This is a genomic window from Alkalidesulfovibrio alkalitolerans DSM 16529, from assembly GCF_000422245.1.
Lineage (GTDB): Bacteria > Desulfobacterota > Desulfovibrionia > Desulfovibrionales > Desulfovibrionaceae > Alkalidesulfovibrio > Alkalidesulfovibrio alkalitolerans.
The window spans coordinates 18,606-34,173 of sequence record NZ_ATHI01000001.1 but is presented as its reverse complement, the minus strand read 5'-3'; the positions used below and the strand labels follow the sequence as shown (position 1 = coordinate 34,173).

Annotated in this window: 15 protein-coding genes; 7 read left to right on the top strand and 8 right to left on the bottom strand. The window is 64.6% G+C overall.

Translation table 11 applies throughout. From position 1 onward, the window contains the following. Positions 1-296: 296 nt before the first annotated feature. The 4 genes from DSAT_RS00140 to DSAT_RS00125 all read left to right on the top strand — a co-directional run bounded on the left by DSAT_RS00140 (position 297) and on the right by DSAT_RS00125 (position 6,323). Entirely contained in the window at positions 297-1,235 is a 939-nt protein-coding gene (locus DSAT_RS00140; RefSeq protein WP_020885534.1) for an ArsR/SmtB family transcription factor, read from the top strand. Positions 1,236-1,261: 26 nt separating this feature from the next. Continuing rightward, positions 1,262-2,689 (top strand): adenosylhomocysteinase, encoded by a 1,428-nt coding sequence (gene ahcY / locus DSAT_RS00135; protein ID WP_020885533.1) that lies wholly within the window; start codon positions 1,262-1,264, stop codon positions 2,687-2,689. A 361-nt stretch (positions 2,690-3,050) separates the two neighbouring features. Beyond that, entirely contained in the window at positions 3,051-4,217 is a 1,167-nt protein-coding gene (locus DSAT_RS00130) for a pyridoxal phosphate-dependent aminotransferase (RefSeq protein WP_020885532.1), read from the top strand. Between the two features lie 111 nt (positions 4,218-4,328). Continuing rightward, positions 4,329-6,323 carry a diguanylate cyclase domain-containing protein gene (locus tag DSAT_RS00125; protein ID WP_020885531.1) on the top strand — a complete coding sequence of 665 codons (1,995 nt, stop codon included), beginning with the start codon at positions 4,329-4,331 and terminating at the stop codon, positions 6,321-6,323. Between the two features lie 17 nt (positions 6,324-6,340). Here DSAT_RS00125 and DSAT_RS00120 read toward each other — a convergent pair whose 3' ends face one another. Then, complete coding sequence (locus DSAT_RS00120) at positions 6,341-7,648, bottom strand: GGDEF domain-containing response regulator (protein ID WP_152490166.1); 1,308 nt, start codon at positions 7,646-7,648, stop codon at positions 6,341-6,343. Between the two features lie 306 nt (positions 7,649-7,954). Here DSAT_RS00120 and DSAT_RS00115 point away from each other — a divergent pair, with 306 nt between their 5' ends. Both DSAT_RS00115 and DSAT_RS00110 read left to right on the top strand, forming a co-directional pair. Beyond that, positions 7,955-8,413, top strand: a complete 459-nt coding sequence (locus DSAT_RS00115) for a chemotaxis protein CheX (RefSeq protein WP_020885529.1) — start codon at positions 7,955-7,957, stop codon at positions 8,411-8,413. Positions 8,414-8,592: 179 nt separating this feature from the next. After that, positions 8,593-9,129, top strand: coding sequence for a hypothetical protein (locus DSAT_RS00110; protein WP_040370392.1), 537 nt, complete (start codon positions 8,593-8,595; stop codon positions 9,127-9,129). 6 nt (positions 9,130-9,135) lie between these two features. On the opposite strand, the gene DSAT_RS00105 is transcribed toward DSAT_RS00110, so the two are convergent. From DSAT_RS00105 to DSAT_RS00075, 7 genes are all read right to left on the bottom strand, one after another. Then, on the bottom strand, positions 9,136-9,450 hold the full coding sequence (locus DSAT_RS00105; protein ID WP_020885527.1) for a zinc ribbon domain-containing protein: 315 nt from the start codon (positions 9,448-9,450) through the stop codon (positions 9,136-9,138). A gap of 34 nt (positions 9,451-9,484) precedes the next feature. Further along, on the bottom strand, positions 9,485-10,054 hold the full coding sequence (locus tag DSAT_RS00100) for a type I restriction enzyme HsdR N-terminal domain-containing protein (protein ID WP_020885526.1): 570 nt from the start codon (positions 10,052-10,054) through the stop codon (positions 9,485-9,487). Between the two features lie 258 nt (positions 10,055-10,312). Beyond that, positions 10,313-11,461 carry a sulfite exporter TauE/SafE family protein gene (locus DSAT_RS00095; RefSeq protein ID WP_020885525.1) on the bottom strand — a complete coding sequence of 383 codons (1,149 nt, stop codon included), beginning with the start codon at positions 11,459-11,461 and terminating at the stop codon, positions 10,313-10,315. A 135-nt stretch (positions 11,462-11,596) separates the two neighbouring features. Further along, positions 11,597-12,226, bottom strand: a complete 630-nt coding sequence (locus tag DSAT_RS00090; RefSeq protein ID WP_020885524.1) for a hypothetical protein — start codon at positions 12,224-12,226, stop codon at positions 11,597-11,599. Positions 12,227-12,280: 54 nt separating this feature from the next. Continuing rightward, positions 12,281-12,784 (bottom strand): 4Fe-4S dicluster domain-containing protein, encoded by a 504-nt coding sequence (locus DSAT_RS00085; RefSeq protein WP_020885523.1) that lies wholly within the window; start codon positions 12,782-12,784, stop codon positions 12,281-12,283. A gap of 321 nt (positions 12,785-13,105) precedes the next feature. Further along, positions 13,106-14,254 (bottom strand): cyclopropane fatty acyl phospholipid synthase, encoded by a 1,149-nt coding sequence (cfa, locus tag DSAT_RS00080; protein ID WP_020885522.1) that lies wholly within the window; start codon positions 14,252-14,254, stop codon positions 13,106-13,108. Between the two features lie 100 nt (positions 14,255-14,354). Continuing rightward, positions 14,355-15,062, bottom strand: a complete 708-nt coding sequence (locus tag DSAT_RS00075) for a superoxide dismutase (RefSeq protein ID WP_020885521.1) — start codon at positions 15,060-15,062, stop codon at positions 14,355-14,357. A gap of 226 nt (positions 15,063-15,288) precedes the next feature. Here DSAT_RS00075 and DSAT_RS00070 point away from each other — a divergent pair, with 226 nt between their 5' ends. Further along, the gene (locus DSAT_RS00070) at positions 15,289-15,540 is read left to right on the top strand and encodes a hypothetical protein (protein WP_020885520.1); all 252 of its coding nucleotides are present in this window, start codon (positions 15,289-15,291) and stop codon (positions 15,538-15,540) included. Positions 15,541-15,568 lie beyond the last annotated feature (28 nt).

The following is a 15,568-nucleotide window of genomic DNA, read 5'->3' as shown; positions in this document are numbered from 1 at the left end:
GACAACAACAAGCTGGACCGCATGCCCGCACGCAGCACTTCGCCCGGCAGCGGCCGCAATGCCAGAAGCTTGAAAATCATCCGTTGAATGGCTGAAAATCGTCCACAAAATGGCTGAATTTCAGCCATCCGGTGGATGATTTTCACCTCCTCCATGATTCCAAAAACCTTTAATTATTCATTATTTCATGTTATCCCCGGACAAATCGCCCCGATTTCCTCACACTCCTCCTCCCTTGACACACGCCCCGATTCCGGACTACCCAGTCGATACATCAACAACCATTGATACGGAATATGTCGATAGTTCAATTCAGCAAGGCGCTCGCCGACGGAACACGGGCCCGGCTCATGGCCGTTTTAGCGCGGCACGAACTGAACGTGCGCGAGTTGACCGAGGCGCTCAGGCTGCCGCAGTCCAGCGTCTCGCACCACCTGCGCATCCTCGCCGAGGCTGGGCTGGCCGAGGCCAGGCGCGACGGCCTGTGGGCCTTCTACCGCGCTACGGCAAGTGGTCCGGCCGCCGAGTACCTGCGCTGCCTCGCGCCCTTTCTCGACGCCCCGGATTTCGCCACGGACCTCGGCGCCGCGGCCCGCGTACTGGCCGCCCGGCGCGAGGCCGCGCGCCGCTTCTTCGACGCCCACGCCCCGGATTGGCCCGCCATGCTGCGCTCCGTGCTCGGCGACACCGACCTTGCCCGCGCCGTGCGCGAGCGCCTGCCCGCCTGCACGGACGGCGCGGGGCAACCACGGCCCTGCGCCACGGCCGCGGACCTCGGCTGCGGCGCGGGGCAGCTTCTGCCGGTGCTGCACGAGCGCGCCGAGAATGTCATCGGCGTGGACCACTCCCGGGCCATGCTCGCGCGCGCCCGCGAGACGCTTGGCGACGCGCCGTGGGCTTCGCTGCGCGTGGGCGAGCTCGAACACCTGCCGCTGCGCGACGCCGAGGCCGACCTGGCGCTCGTCTGCATGGCCCTGCACCACCTGCCCGAACCGCCCCTGGGCGTGGCCGAGGCCGCGCGCGTGCTCGCGCCCGGCGGGCATCTGCTCATCGCAGACTTCGACAAGCACGGAGACGAGACGCTGCGCGAACGGCACGGCGACCACTGGCTCGGCTTCTCGCGCGCCGAGCTGGCCGCCTTCTGCGAGGCGTCAGGACTTTTCATCGCCGCCGAGGACACCCTCGCGCTGCCCGGCGGCCTCACGCTTCGCTTCATGACCGCGCGAAAACCCTGAAATCACCATTCCCAAGGAGGAAGCCCATGACACTGCAAGCCATCGACCTTTCCCTGCCCCACAAGGTCAAGGACCTGAGCCTGGCCGACTGGGGCCGCAAGGAACTCGACCTGGCCGAGAACGAGATGCCGGGCCTGATGGCCCTGCGCGCCAAGTACGGTCCGCAACAGCCCCTCAAGGGCCTGAAGATCATGGGCTCGCTGCACATGACCATCCAGACCGCCATGCTCATCGAGACCCTGACCGCGCTCGGGGCCGACGTGCGCTGGTGCTCCTGCAACATCTTCTCGACCCAGGACCACGCCGCCGCAGCCATCGCCAAGGCCGGATCGGCCGCCGTCTTCGCCTGGAAGGGCATGAACCTGGACGAGTACTGGTGGTGCACCGAGATGGCCCTGACCTGGCCCGATGGTTCCGGCCCTGACCTGATCGTGGACGACGGCGGCGACGCCACGCTCATGATCCACCTGGGCGTGAAGGCTGAGAAGAACCCGGCCGTGCTGAACGAGAGCGGCGATTCGCAGGACTTCGTCACGCTGGTCAAGCGCCTCAAGCACATCCTGGAAACCGACCACGGCAAGTGGACCCGCTTCGCCGCCAATATCCGTGGCGTGTCCGAGGAAACGACCACCGGCGTGCACCGCCTGTACCACATGCAGGAGCAGGGCGAACTGCTCTTCCCGGCCATCAACGTCAACGACGCCGTGACCAAGTCCAAGTTCGACAACCTCTACGGCTGCCGCGAGTCGCTCCTGGACGGCATCAAGCGCGCCACGGACGTGATGATCGCGGGCAAGGTGGCCATGGTCTGCGGCTACGGCGACGTGGGCAAGGGCTGCGCCCAGTCCCTGCGCGGCTTCGGAGCGCGCGTGCTGATCGCCGAGATCGACCCCATCTGCGCGCTGCAGGCCTGCATGGAAGGCTATCAGGTGACGACCGTTGAGGACTGCCTGCCCGAGTGCGACATCTTCGTCACGGCCACGGGCAACTGCAAGGTGCTGCGCGGCTCGCACATCGAAGGCATGAAGAACGAGGCCATCATCTGCAACATCGGCCATTTCGACAACGAGATCGAGATGGAATACCTTGAGAAGTCGCCCGATTGGACGCGCACCGAGGTCAAGCCCCAGGTGGACAAGTGGACCAACGCGAAGACCGGCAGGTCCGTGGTCGTGCTCGCCGAGGGCCGCCTCGTGAACCTGGGCTGCGCCACGGGCCACCCGAGCTTCGTCATGTCCGCCTCGTTCACCAACCAGGTACTGGCCCAGATCGAACTGGCCACCAAGAGCTTCGAGCCCAAGGTCATGGTCCTGCCCAAGCACCTCGACGAGGAAGTGGCGCGGCTGCACCTGGACCGCCTGGGCGCGAAGCTGACCGTGCTCTCGCCCGACCAAGCCTGCTACATCGGCGTGGACGTCAAAGGACCCTACAAGTCCGAGCACTACCGCTACTAGCAGACCGGTGAAGTGCCCCGGAGGAGGCGCTGCCTCCTCCGAACCTCCTCCGCCAGGGGCATGATGCCCCTGGACCCCGCGATTCGCTTCGAAGCCATCACTGACAAAGCCGACGCCGGTGCGGCGGCGATGCCCGCTCCGGAACCATGCTTTCCCGAAACCGTCGCAGACGGTTTCGGGAATCGCAGGGGGTTCGGGGGAGATCATCTCCCCCGACGGGTGCGGGGCGCTGCCCCGCAAGGCCGACAAAAGAGCTTGATTCCAACCTCTCAATAATGGAACCTGCGCTTTCGCTGCAACGCAGCCAGCGCGGGTTTTTCACGGCCCGCGCACACAAAAATAAAGAGCGAGAGCACACGCAATGAAGCCATCCTGCCGCACCAGCGAGCTGACGTCGTTCATGGTCATGGACGTGCTCGAAGCCGCCCAGGCCATGGAGGCCAGGGGCGAGCACGTCATCCATCTGGAAATCGGCGAGCCCGACTTCGACACGCCCGAGCCCGTAAGCCGAGCGGCCATCAGGGCCATCGAGGAAGGCCGCACGCATTATACCCATTCACTCGGCCTGCGCGAGCTGCGCGAGGCCATCGCGGCCGACTACAAAAGCCGCTACGGGGTGGACGTCTCGCCCGACCGCATCCTGGTCACGGCCGGCACCTCGCCCGCCATGCTGCTCCTCTTCGCGGCCATCCTCGAACGCGGCGACGAGGTCGTCGTCTCCGACCCCTGCTACGCCTGCTACCGCAACTTCATCCGCTTCGTGGACGGCGTGTCCGTGGACGTGCCCGTGGGGCCTGAGAACGGCTTCCAGCTCACGGCCGAGGCCGTGGCCAAACGCCTCACGCCGCGCACCCGCGCCATCCTCGTCAACTCGCCCGCCAACCCCACGGGCACCCTGCTCTCGGCCGAGAATATGCAGGGCCTGGCCGATCTGTGCGGCGAGAGCGGGCCGCTCATCGTCTCGGACGAGATCTACCACGGCCTGGTCTACGAGGGCCGCGAGCGCTGCATCCTGGAGTTCACGGACCGCGCCTTCGCACTCGGCGGCTTCTCCAAGCTCTACGCCATGACCGGCTGGCGGCTGGGCTGGCTGGTGGCGCCCGAGGCCTACATGGACTGTCTGCGCAAGGCGGCCCAGAACCTGTTCATCAGCGCGGGCTCCGTGGCCCAGTGGGCGGGCATCGCCGCGCTCACCCAGTGCGCGGACCACGTCGAGCGCATGCGCGCCGTCTATGACGAGCGCCGCCGCTTCATGCTCAAGCGGCTGCGCGAGATCGGCTTCACCGTGGCCTTCGAACCCACGGGCGCGTTCTACGTGCTGGCCGACGCACGCGCCTTCACGAATGACTCTTTGGCCTTCGCCTTTGAGCTCCTGGCCGAGGCGCGCGTGGGCGTGACGCCGGGCGTGGACTTCGGCCCCGGCGGTGAGGGTTTCATCCGCTTTTCCTACGCCAACTCCATCGAAAACATCGCCGAGGGCATGAACAGGCTCGAACGCTATCTCAAGGAACGCGGCTCCCGGCCCTGAAGCGCCCGCGCCACAGAAGCAATCGGCTTTTTTCGCCACGATCTGGCCTTTCCCCCGCAATGGGAGTATGAACCAAAGAAGTCCCTGCTGGGACTTCTGGGGGATCGCGGCATGGCCGAAAGTGAAACGACCGCGCATGCACCATTGCTCGTGGTCGCGGGGGAGGATACCCGGCGCGAACTGGCCGACGCCCTGACCAGGGCCGGACGCGAGGTGGTGGGATTGTCTTCGGCCGACGAGGCCGTAGCCGCCGCCGCGAAGAAAGCCTTCGCCGCGGCCTTCGTGGCCGTACGCCACCTGGGCGGCAGCGGCTTCGAGGTCGCCGAGCGGCTTCGCGCCATCGCTCCCGCCATTGGCCTGGCCTTCGTCTCCGGCGAGGAATACGCCGACGACGTGGTGCAAGCCATGCGTTTCGGCGCCTGTGAGTTCGTGCGCCTGCCGCTGCGCGAGGCCGAAGTGAGCCTCGCCCTGGCCCGGCTGGCCGAGCGCGCCGAGCTTGAGGATTTCGCCTTCCAGGCGAGGCTTCGCTACGACCACTTGGTGCAGAACATCCCTCTGATCATCTTCTCGCTGGCGAGCGACCTGCGCCTTTCCTTCATCAATCGCGCCTGCATCGACATTTTGGGCTATAGCCCCGAGGAAGCCGCGACTGAGAACGGTTTTCTCGCCGAGCGACTGCATCCGCAGGACCGGGAATCCGTCCTGTCCCATCTGCGGGCGGCTCTGGCCCACTCCACGCCATTCACCGAACAGGCGCGGCTCGTGCATCGCCACGGGCACACCGTGCACGTCATCATCAAGAGCATGCCGCGCTTCACCTTCACCGCGCAGGGGCCGGAACCCGAGCTTTCGGGCGTGATCATGGACATCAGCGAACGCGTGGTGCTGGAGCGCGCTCTGATCCAGGACGAGAAGCTGAAGATGCTCGGCTCCATCTCGGCCGAGGTTGCCCATGAAATCAGAAACCCCCTGGTGGCCATCGGCGGTTTCGCCAGGCGGCTGAAGACGGCGCACCCCGACCTCGACGACGTGGACATCATCCTGCGCGAGACAGCCCGGCTGGAAAACCTCCTGGCCCGCATCCGCGACTATCTCAAGCCACTACGCATGACACCGCGCCCCTGTTCGCTCGACGAGATCATCGAGGAATGCCTCGTGCTCCTGGCCTCGGAGTTCTCGGCCGTGGGCGCGCAGACCCGCTTCATTCCCACGCCGGACCTACCCATGGTCACGGCCGACCCCGACGTGCTCGGGCAGGTGGTGGTCACTCTTTTGCTGCACGCCTTGCGTCATCTGCCGCGCGGCGGAGCGCTGAATCTGGCCAGCGAGCGCGACGGCGCGAACGTGCGCATGACGCTTCAGTCCCCCACCTCGTCCACGGTCCTGGACTCGCCGGAACGCTCGCTCCTGCCCTTCGACACCGAGACCGAGCACCTGGGGCTGCCGCTTTGCTACCGCCTGATCAAGGGTATGGGCGGCCTGCTCTCCTACACCCGAGAGGCAGACGTAGCGCGCTACGCCATATCCCTGCCCGTGGAGGCTGGAGCCGCGAGCGGCGTGGTCTACGACCTGGCCGATTCGCGCCGCTGGCCGGACGAGCATCCGGCGGGCGTTCCGCACGATTCGGAGTTCGAGGCCGCCCTGGCGCGGGAGTGGAAACGCGGCGGCAGGCATCACACGCCGCTGTGCATGCTGATGATCGACGTGGACGACTACACCGACTTCGTGGCGCGGCATGGCGCCGACGTCGCCCAGGAAGCTCTTTCGCGCGTGGCCCGGGTGCTGGAGGACATGCTCAAACGGCCCGGGGATTTCGTGGACACGGGAGGCGGGCAGCAGTTCACGGCCGTTTTGCCCGACACGGACGAACTCGGCGGCATGATCGTGGCAGAGGACATCCGGGAGAACGTGGCGGCCTTGGCCATCCCACACCGGGACGGCTCGGGCGCGGGCGTGCTCACGGTCTGCGTGGGCGTGGCCTCTCTCGTTCCCACGCCCGAGACCGAGCCAACGCACCTCATCGAGGAGGCAACGCGGGCGCTCTATGCGGCCAAGGCGCAAGGCGGAAACAAGGTCCACGCGGCGCGCCTGAGCAAGCGCAGATAGGTGGGGGAAAAACAGATTCAGGCCGAGGAGATCGTGTCCTTGCCGCTCTTCTTGGCGACGTACAGCGCCTCGTCCAGCCGCCGCAAGAACGCGTCCATGGATTCGCCCTTGCGATGGGAGGTGACTCCGAAACTGCAGGAGATGCCCCGTCCCGGGCCGATAGCCGCCTCGCACAGCAGGTCGCGCAATTTTTCGGCCGTGCGCAAGGCCTGGTCCAGATCGCAGTTCGGCGTGGCCACGAGAAATTCCTCGCCGCCCCAGCGACCGAAGAGATCGGTGGTCCGGATGTTGGTCCAGACCAGTTTCGCCAGGGCCTTGAGCACCCGGTCGCCCTCCTCGTGCCCATGCTCGTCGTTGACCCGCTTGAAGTCGTCGATATCGAACATGATGAGCGAGAGCGGCTGTCCGTAGCGCTCGGCCCGGGCTATTTCGGCCTGGAGGCGCTCACTGAATCCGAGACGGTTGGCGACGCCGGTGAGGTGATCGGTCCTTGCCTGAAGGCTCAAAAGCTTGCGCTCGTCGTCGAGCCGGGTGATGTCCGTGAACACGACCACATATTTACGCGTTTCGGGAAAGCGGTTGAACGTGGCCCAGAAGACGCCGCCGAAGCGCTCGTCGCAGCCCTTTAGGCGCACGACCACGCCGTCCTCGCCGCTGCCCGTGATCTCCTCGAACCAGCGGCCGATGCGCGTGGCGTCCTGGTGCCCGCCAACGTCCTCCACGAAATCCGCGATGTCACGGCCCGAGAGGATAAAGGCCTCAAGGGATCGGAAGCCCATGAAAGAGAGAAAGGTGGAGTTCACGTATTCCACTTCGCCGTCGTCCAGGACCACGATGAAACTCGGATTGATGTCCAGAAGGAAGCGGTTGAAGCGGTTGGCCTCGTTGATCTCGCGCTGCCGGGCCATGCCCTCCGCCGCGCGACTCACAGCCTTGACGACCTGGCGGTGGTCGAAGGGCTTGATGAGGTACTTGTCCACGCCAAGCTCGATGGCCTTGAGCAGGTAGTCGGCGTCGCTGTAGGCCGAGGTCACGATGACCGGGATGTCGGGATCGGTCTCGCGGATGATCTCGATCATCTCCAGCCCGTTCATGCGCGGCACGCGGATGTCGGTGATGATGACGTCAGGCGCGTGTGCGCGAAACATCGCCAGCCCCTCCACGCCATCCGCGGCGGAAAAAAGCTCGCGGACCCGCTTTTCCAAGATCGTGCGCATGTGGAACTGGATAATGGTGTCGTCCTCGACGTGCAGCACACTGACGGAGCGAAGCGTCTGGGGCTCGTCCGGGTCGGGCTTCAAGGAATTCGCGGTCTTATTCGTCATGGCGGCCATCGGGGTCAGTGAATGCGAAAGGCATACTCCCAAAACGCCTCCAGGCCAAGCGATTCGGGTTTCCTACTGTGCCGGACCGGATAGGGGGACATCGCATCCTCCTTGATTGTCATGAATTATTTTTTCCGCTCTCCCGGTCGCGGCCATCCGCGTCCGCCCCGGCTAGGTGCCTGTGCGGCCAGACGGCTCGGGCCGGGCTTGCCTTGCGACCGTCTTCGGTTGTACATTCTCAAACGGCCCGCCATCCCGGCAAACGCCCGCCGGGCGGCCCCACGGAGAACCCGCAAGGAGCTTCCATTGGATATCAATATCGCCAAACCCTTCATCAAGGCCACGGTGGACGTGCTCTCGACCATGGCCATGATCACGCCCAAGCCTGGCAAGCCTTACGCCAAGAAGGACACCGTGGCCCGGGGCGACGTCACCGGCGTGATCGGCATCACCGGCGAGAAGAACGGCACCATCTCCGTGACCTTTACCAAGGACTGCGCCATCGCCATCGTCAAGAACATGCTCGGCGGCGAGATCGAGGACATCATCCAGGACGTGAAGGACGCCGTGGGCGAGGTCACGAACATGATCTCGGGCCAGGCGCGCCGTGGCCTCTCGGAGATGGGCTACGTCTTCCAGGCGGCCACGCCCACGGTCATCATGGGCAACAACCATACCATCTCCCACGTCGTCTCCTCGCCCATCATGGCCGTGCCCTTCGAGACGGAATTCGGGGAATTCACGGTGGAAGTCAGTTTCGAGTAGGCGGGGAGCGGGCCGGACGAGAACGTGCGCTTCAAGGACTACCTGAAACAATCGGGCTACCGCCTGTTCCACGGCACAGTGGATGCCTCGGTCTACATTTTTTTCGCGTGCCCGAACCCTCGGCGCGCGGTCTGGTTCCACAAACCAGGGAGTTTTCAGTGCGCAGGCTGCAAAAATCAATGCGAGACGGATTCTCCGGCAGGTTTTCAGGTCTTCCTGGACTTTTCCTAGGCATTTTGCTCGCAGCCGCGCTGCTCGCGACCGCGTCGCTCGCTCCGTCTTCCGCCCTGGCCCAGGACCAGGCCACCCCGCCGCCACAGCCGCCTTTCGGCGGTCCCGAGGCTGTGAAGGACCTTCCCATCCGCCTGCCCGCCCCAGCGCCCGACGAGGAACGCTTCGACCTCTCCTCGATCATGGACTGCCTGTGCCAAAAAGCGCTGGCCGCCGTGACCTGCAAGGATCCCGACTCCTACAATTTCGTGCGCGAGGTCAACTCGGTCTACCTCTTCAACTCCTACTACGCGGCCAACCCCACGGATTTCTACTGCCACGCCCTCGAAGGTCGGCTGGTCCTCTCCAGCGAAGCCTGGGGCTCCATGCGCGTCACCGTGCCCTACACCGTGGACGCCAAAACACGCTGCGCCTCGGCCTCGGTGGGCCGCTCGCTGTGCGACAAGCCGCAATCGGTGCGCTGCTGCGCGCCCGCGCCCCGCTGATTCGCCTCACAATCTCCTGAGCCAGGCATACAGGCCGATCACGGGCAGCGCGGCCCAGGCCGCGCGCACGTCGTCCAGCCAGGCAACCGCGGCCACGACGAGCGCCAGGGCCGCAAGACAGCCCCAGGCCTCCAGATGTTTGCGGAACGGACCGTGGCGGCCGAGCAGGTCATGGTATTCGACGTGATCGCTCAAGAACTCGGCACCCTCGGCGTCGTCCTCCGAGGGCTCGCGCCTGACGCTTTGCAGCTTATGGCGGCATGCGGCGCAAAATCGCGCGTCGTCGGGGTTCTCGCTCCCGCAGCGGGTGCAGACGATCATCGCTTTGCCATCCACGCGCGGCCGGAGACGGCCCTCAGGAAGGTATCGGAGAGCACGTTCCCTCGCAGCAGCTCGTGAGCATCTCGCTGTAGGCGTAGAGGATGCGCCGCTCGCGCAACAGCCGTTCGCCCGAAAGCGGCTCCATGAAGCGATCGCGGCACAAGCCGGGCAGATCGTCGTAGCGCGGCAGGGCGCGCGGCCCCTGGGCCAGGGTCTGGCCGTCGGGCACGGAGAGCAGCACGGCATCGCGCGTGTCCGTGGACACGGCCAGGGGCGCGGGCCCGCCGGGGATCAACCGGGCCGCGGCCACGGTCTCGCGGTCGTAGGTGCCGGGAAGCCCGGAACAGAAGATGACCACCAGAAGCGGGCGGCCGTCGTCGCCATAGGCGACCAGATCGGCCACGCGGCAGTACTCGGGAGCGCCCTCCTCCCAGGTCACGGGAAAGCGCACCCCGACCTTGGCTTTGAGCCGATCGGCCGGATACCCCAGTTCCTCGACCATGAGCCGGGCCAGGGCCTGGCGCACCTCCTCGTAGGTGGTGCTCGGCACCTCCTCGCCGCTCAGGTAATCGCGGATGGTTCCTCCCAAGGATATCTCGTGCATGGTGCTCTCCTCAGGCTGCTGAAAAAGTCCCATCTGCTGCGTTGCCGCGAAAAATCCAGCCCCTCGCGTATGTCTTGATACGCGTCGGGTCTGGATTTCTCTTGCGCCTTGCATCTGGCCCTTTTTGAGCAGCCTGAAAAAATGGATTTGTCAACAAGCTCCTCCTACTCGAAATTTATAATAGCGCGATGTGGGCGAAACGAAAAGAGCCCCGGGCATTCGCCCGGGGCTCTTTTGCAGTGTGTGCGGCGGCCGCGATCAGCCGAAGATGCGGAATCCGAAGAAGCCGCGCAGCACGAAGTCGATGCCCACGTACATGGCGAGCACGATGAAGATGCGCTTGAGCAGCTTGTCCGAGAAGTACTTGGAGGTGCGCGGGCCGATGATCGAGCCGATGAAGATACCCACGAGTTCGATGCCGATCATGCTCATGTCCAGCGGGGTTCCCTTGGAGACCAGGGTGGCGATGGAGGTGATCATGGAGATGAGCACGGCCAGGGCCGAGGTGCCCGCGGCCAAGTACATGGGCACCTGCGACACGGAGGTCAGGAAGGGCACGAGCATGAAGCCGCCGCCCACGCCCAGGAAGGCCGAGATGGCGGAGATGAGCACGCCGCCGAGCACCGGCAGCAGCGGGTTGAAGGTGAATTCCACGCCGTAGAAGGTGAAGGTGCAGGAGCTGATGCCGAAGGACTTGACCTTCACGCCCAGGGAGGAGGTGTCGATGTTCTCGCCCGCCTTCTGCTTCTTCACGGTCTCCTCGAAGGCGCGCGCGGCCTCCTTGGCCTTTTTCTTGGAACGTTCGCCAGCCGGGGAGGTCTCGTAGATCAGGTAGCAGCCCAACACGAGCACGAAGAGGCCGAAGTAGCCCTGGTAGGCCGAGAAGGACAGCTTGCCCGCGGTGAGCATGTTGGAGCCCCACGCGCCGAGCAGCGAGCCGCCGCCGAGCGTCAGGCCCAGGGGCAGCACCAGGCGGCCCATCTTGTAGTAGTTGAAGGAGCTGATGAGGGCGGAAAGGCCCACCAGCCACTGGTTGGAGGCGCGGATGGAGTCGGTCATGAGCTTGTTCAGCTCAGGCGCGGTCTGACGGAAGGACTTGGCGTAGTCGCCCAGGCCGAAGACGCTCATATGGCCCACGCCCGCCATGACGCCGCCGAAGGCGCCCACGGTGGAGAAGATCCAGCCGACCCAAAGGGCCCACAGGAAGGCCACGATGGGGTTGACCACGACGCCGCCGGGAATGCCCAGAAAGCCCGCTGGCTTGGAGGGGTCGATCATGCCCGGACCGTCGCCGACCGGGGCCTTGGCGATGAATTCCGCCAGCTTCTGGGCGTGCGCGTCGCCCAGGGTCACGAACAGAATCGCCACGGCGGCCAGGGCCACCACGAACAATGTGTTCCGTTTCATAGACTCTACTCCATCTCGTTTGAGGTTTATCTCCTGCCTCGCGCCATGCGCCCGAAGGACATTTCCGCGCCTGGTCAAAGGCGCGGCCGCCTCCCCACGGGCCAAACGACGAGGCCGGTTGCCGTCATGGATTCTTCAGGCGGGATGCCCGGCGGTCTTGCCGTCCTTGTCCTGGACTTCCTTTTTGGCCGGGGCGCGGGGCATCAGGTCACCCCAACTCATCATCTCCTCGCCGCAATCCTCGTTCCTGCGCATGGCCTCGACGATACGATTGAAGGGCCACAGCCTTGGCCGCGCCCAACGCGCGAAGGAGACGCGCACGGCGACGTAGGTCAAAACGAAAATCAGCATGTAGCCGACCTGAACACCGAGCAGGGGGATCGTGAAGTCAAGGCCAGAAAACCGCAGGCCCATCCAGGCCAAGGCGAAGCAGGCGGGCCACAGCGCGGCCGAGAACAGGGCGATGTTGGCGAAGAAACTCTTACCGAAGGCCTCGTTGGCCACCGTGTTGCAGGCCTTGTAGCTCTCCTTGTCCTTGAGCATGATGGCCTTGATGCTCAAGTTCTGGTGGCGCACCATCTCCTTGCGCATCTTGGCGTAGTGGTCGCGGTTGATGAAGTAGGCCAGGGACATGGTCAGCTCCCCGACCAGGACGCACAGCAGGCAGACCGCCACGGTGCCCGTGAAAAAGGCGAGAAACGACGGCAGCCCGGCGGAAAGCGCGAGTTCAAATGGCACGATGAGCACCGGGTCGAGCATGGTCATGACGCGTCACCTCTTCGCGCGGGCAAGGGCGTGAAAGCCGCCCGCGCGCACTGACTACAGATTCAGGAACTTCTCCAGGGCGTAGGCGCGGCGCACTCCGGCGCTGTCCACGTTGGGCTGCAGGAAATCCAGGGCGTGGCTCGTGCAGGCCGTGACGCAGGCGGGCTTTTTCCCCTCGTCCAGGCGGTCGCGGCAGAAGTCGCACTTGATGACCGTGCCGCTTTGCTCGTTGAACTGGGGAATCTCCCAGGGACAGGCCATGATGCAGGCCTTGCACCCCACACACAGGTCCTGCTCCACGAAGACGATGCCGTCTTCCTCGCGGCGGCTCATGGCCCCGGTGGGGCAGGCGGCCACGCACCAGGGCTTTTCACACTGGAAGCATGGCAGGAACTGGTTCAGGTAGGCGGGCGATCCAGCCCTGGAGACCGGACCCATGCTCACCAAGAGGCCGAGCTTGGCTCCGACCGGGACTCGGTTCTTGAGCTTGCAATGAACTTCACAAGCCTTGCAGCTGATGCAGCGGTCCTTGTTGGTCTTGATCATATACTTGCTCATGGCTCCTCCCTTTCTCGGGGCGCGGCGAACCGCGCGCGAATCGTGACGGGTCGCGGACATTCTCGGCCTAGCAAAGCGCCGCGACAGGAGGGAAGGAATTTCCCAAGACGTGAAAAAAAAGACACCGAGCAGGGCGGCGAGCCCCTTGGTATGGGATGAATTTCACGAAGTCGCGACGGTGGTTTCCCACCTGGACGGGTTGAAACTCTGCCGGGACAACCCGCTCATCAGCGCAAAAGCGATGGGCTCACGGCGCGTTGCGAGATCTGGGGACGCAGCTTTCCGCCCGGCGCGCCCTGAGTGCCGCCGCGCCGGGTTCTTTCAATTCCAACGCACGGGCTCATCCCGCCCGGCGAAGGCCGGGCGGCAGGCTGGCTGGGGCCTGCCCACGCCGTCCTTGGTCATGACGACCTGCCAAGCCTGGATGCGCCGCGCCCGAAACGCTCCGGCGCAGGACAGCAGGTAGTATTCCCACATGCGCCTGAAGCGCTCGCCGTAGCGCTCGGCGAAGCCCGGCCAGGCGGCCTGGAAATTCCTGTTCCAGGCCATGAGCGTCTTGTCGTAGTGGGGGCCTATGTTGTGCCAGTCCTCGATGACGAAGAGCCCTTCGGCCGCCTTGCCGACGAGCGCGGCGCTGGGAAGCATGCCCACGGGGAAGATGTGCTTGGCGATCCAGGGGTCGCAGTTGAAGCAGGTGACGTTGCCGCCGATGGTGTGCAGCAGGAACACGCCTCCCGGCGACAGGCAGCGATGCGCCACACGCATGAAGGTCCGGTAGTTGCGGCGGCCCACGTGCTCGAACATGCCCACGGAGGCAATCTTGTCGAAGCGCCCCTCGATGGCCCGGTAGTCCTGGTCGAGAACACGCACGGGCAACCCGGCGCAGATGTCCCTGGCGTGGCGCATCTGCTCGCGCGAGATGTTCACGGCAGTGACCTCGCAGCCGTATTCGGCGGCCGCGAACCGGGCCAGCCCGCCGAAGCCGCAGCCGATGTCCAGAAGATGCTCGCCCGCGCACAGGCCGAGCTTCTCACAGATCATGCGCAGTTTGTTGCGCTGTGCCTCGTCGAGGTCGTCCGTGCCCTCGAAATAGGCGCAACTGTACTGCACGGTGGCGCCGAGGAAGGACAGGAAGAGATCGTTGCCCAGGTCGTAGTGCCGCTTGGCGATAAGTCGGGACCGCGCCCGCGACTGAAGGTTGAAGAGCACGGCCGGAAGGAGCCGCAGCAGATAGCGCGGGCTGCCCCTGATCTTTTTCTCGATGCCGCTCGTCAGCAGGCGGTGGAACAACTCGTCGAGCCGCTCGCAGTCCCACCAGCCGTCCATGTAGGACTCGCCCAGGCCCAGGTTCAGTTCGCGCATCACGCGGGAGCCGAAGCGTTCGTCATGGACCCGGATGTCCCAGGGATTATCGCCATTGATCTCAACGCCCGCCTCGTTCAGCAGGCTCACCAACGTCCGATCCACCATGCTTCCCCCTTTCGGGGAGTCTCCCCCGTCGCGGAAAGATGCACGGAAATCGCGGCCAGACCCCGGCATCCCCCAGGATCCGGCCGCGCAAAACCACGGGCTACGCCAAGCGCGAGGCCACCACTTCCCAGTTCAGGCAGTTCTCGATGACCAGCTTGACGTGCTCGGCGCGCCTGTTCTGGTAGTCCAGGTAATAGGCGTGCTCCCAGACGTCGATGGTCAAAAGCGGTCTGTGGCCGTGCACGATCGGCGTCATGGCGTTGGAAGTCTTGGCGATTTCAAGCCTTCCGTCACCACGCTGTACGAGCCAGGCCCAGCCGCTGGCGAACTGGGTCACGGCGGCCTCGGTCAGGGCCTGCTGGAAAGTGTCCAGCGACCCGAAGGCCCCGGTCAGCGCATCGCGCAGCTTTCCGGGCATGGCCTTGCCGCCGGGGGTCAGGCCTTCCCAATAGAAGGTGTGGTTCCAGGATTGGGCCGCATTGTTGAAGAGCGGGCTTTCGCCCTGCTCCACGTGGATCTCCCGCACCGCGTCGGCGAGCGAGGCCTTCTCGTGCCTGGTGCCGACCACGGCCTTGTTCAAGTTGGCGTAGTAGGCGGCCGTGTGCTTGCCGTAGTGGAAGGACACGGTGCGGGCCGAGATGACCGGCTCCAGGGCGTTATCGGCATACGGCAGGGCCGGAGGCGGAAAGGCCTGCGGCTCGGCCGCGACGGCCACGGCCGGCCCCAGGATCGAAAGCCCCACCGCCACGGCCGTGGTCGCGCCCGCCAGGGACAGGAACTGTCGGCGATTGATGCCGGACGTATTCATAACGCTCTCCCTTTTTCTTTTTTCGATACGTGAAATTCACCTACCTACTTTAATGTCTCGCGCTTTGCGTCGCCGCTGTCAAGTTCACTGGAGGCGAAGCTCCACAACCGCACAGAAGCCAAAATTTTTGACAAAAATACTAATTTAATCTTGATTTAATCCAAAAAATAGAGCTACTAATGACAAAGATGGAAAAACAATATCCTGCCTTACAAGGAGCATCTCGATGAAAGACATTTGGATCAAGGTCGTGGAGTACGCCTCCATGCCGCACCTGGGCCTCTCGCGGAAAATTCGCCCCGGCTACGCCATCGAATTCAACGGTGACGGCAGGCCTCTGTCCGGCGATGTGGTCTTCGAAATCTACGACACCTATCTGCGTGTCATCTCGGAAGAGCATGGTGAGCCTGCAAACACCTATTACGACTGGGAAAAACTCGCTTCGGTGAAGACCGTGGGCAGCCCACGGAAAAAATAGGCCCGCGCTTCACAAAAAACGGCAATCG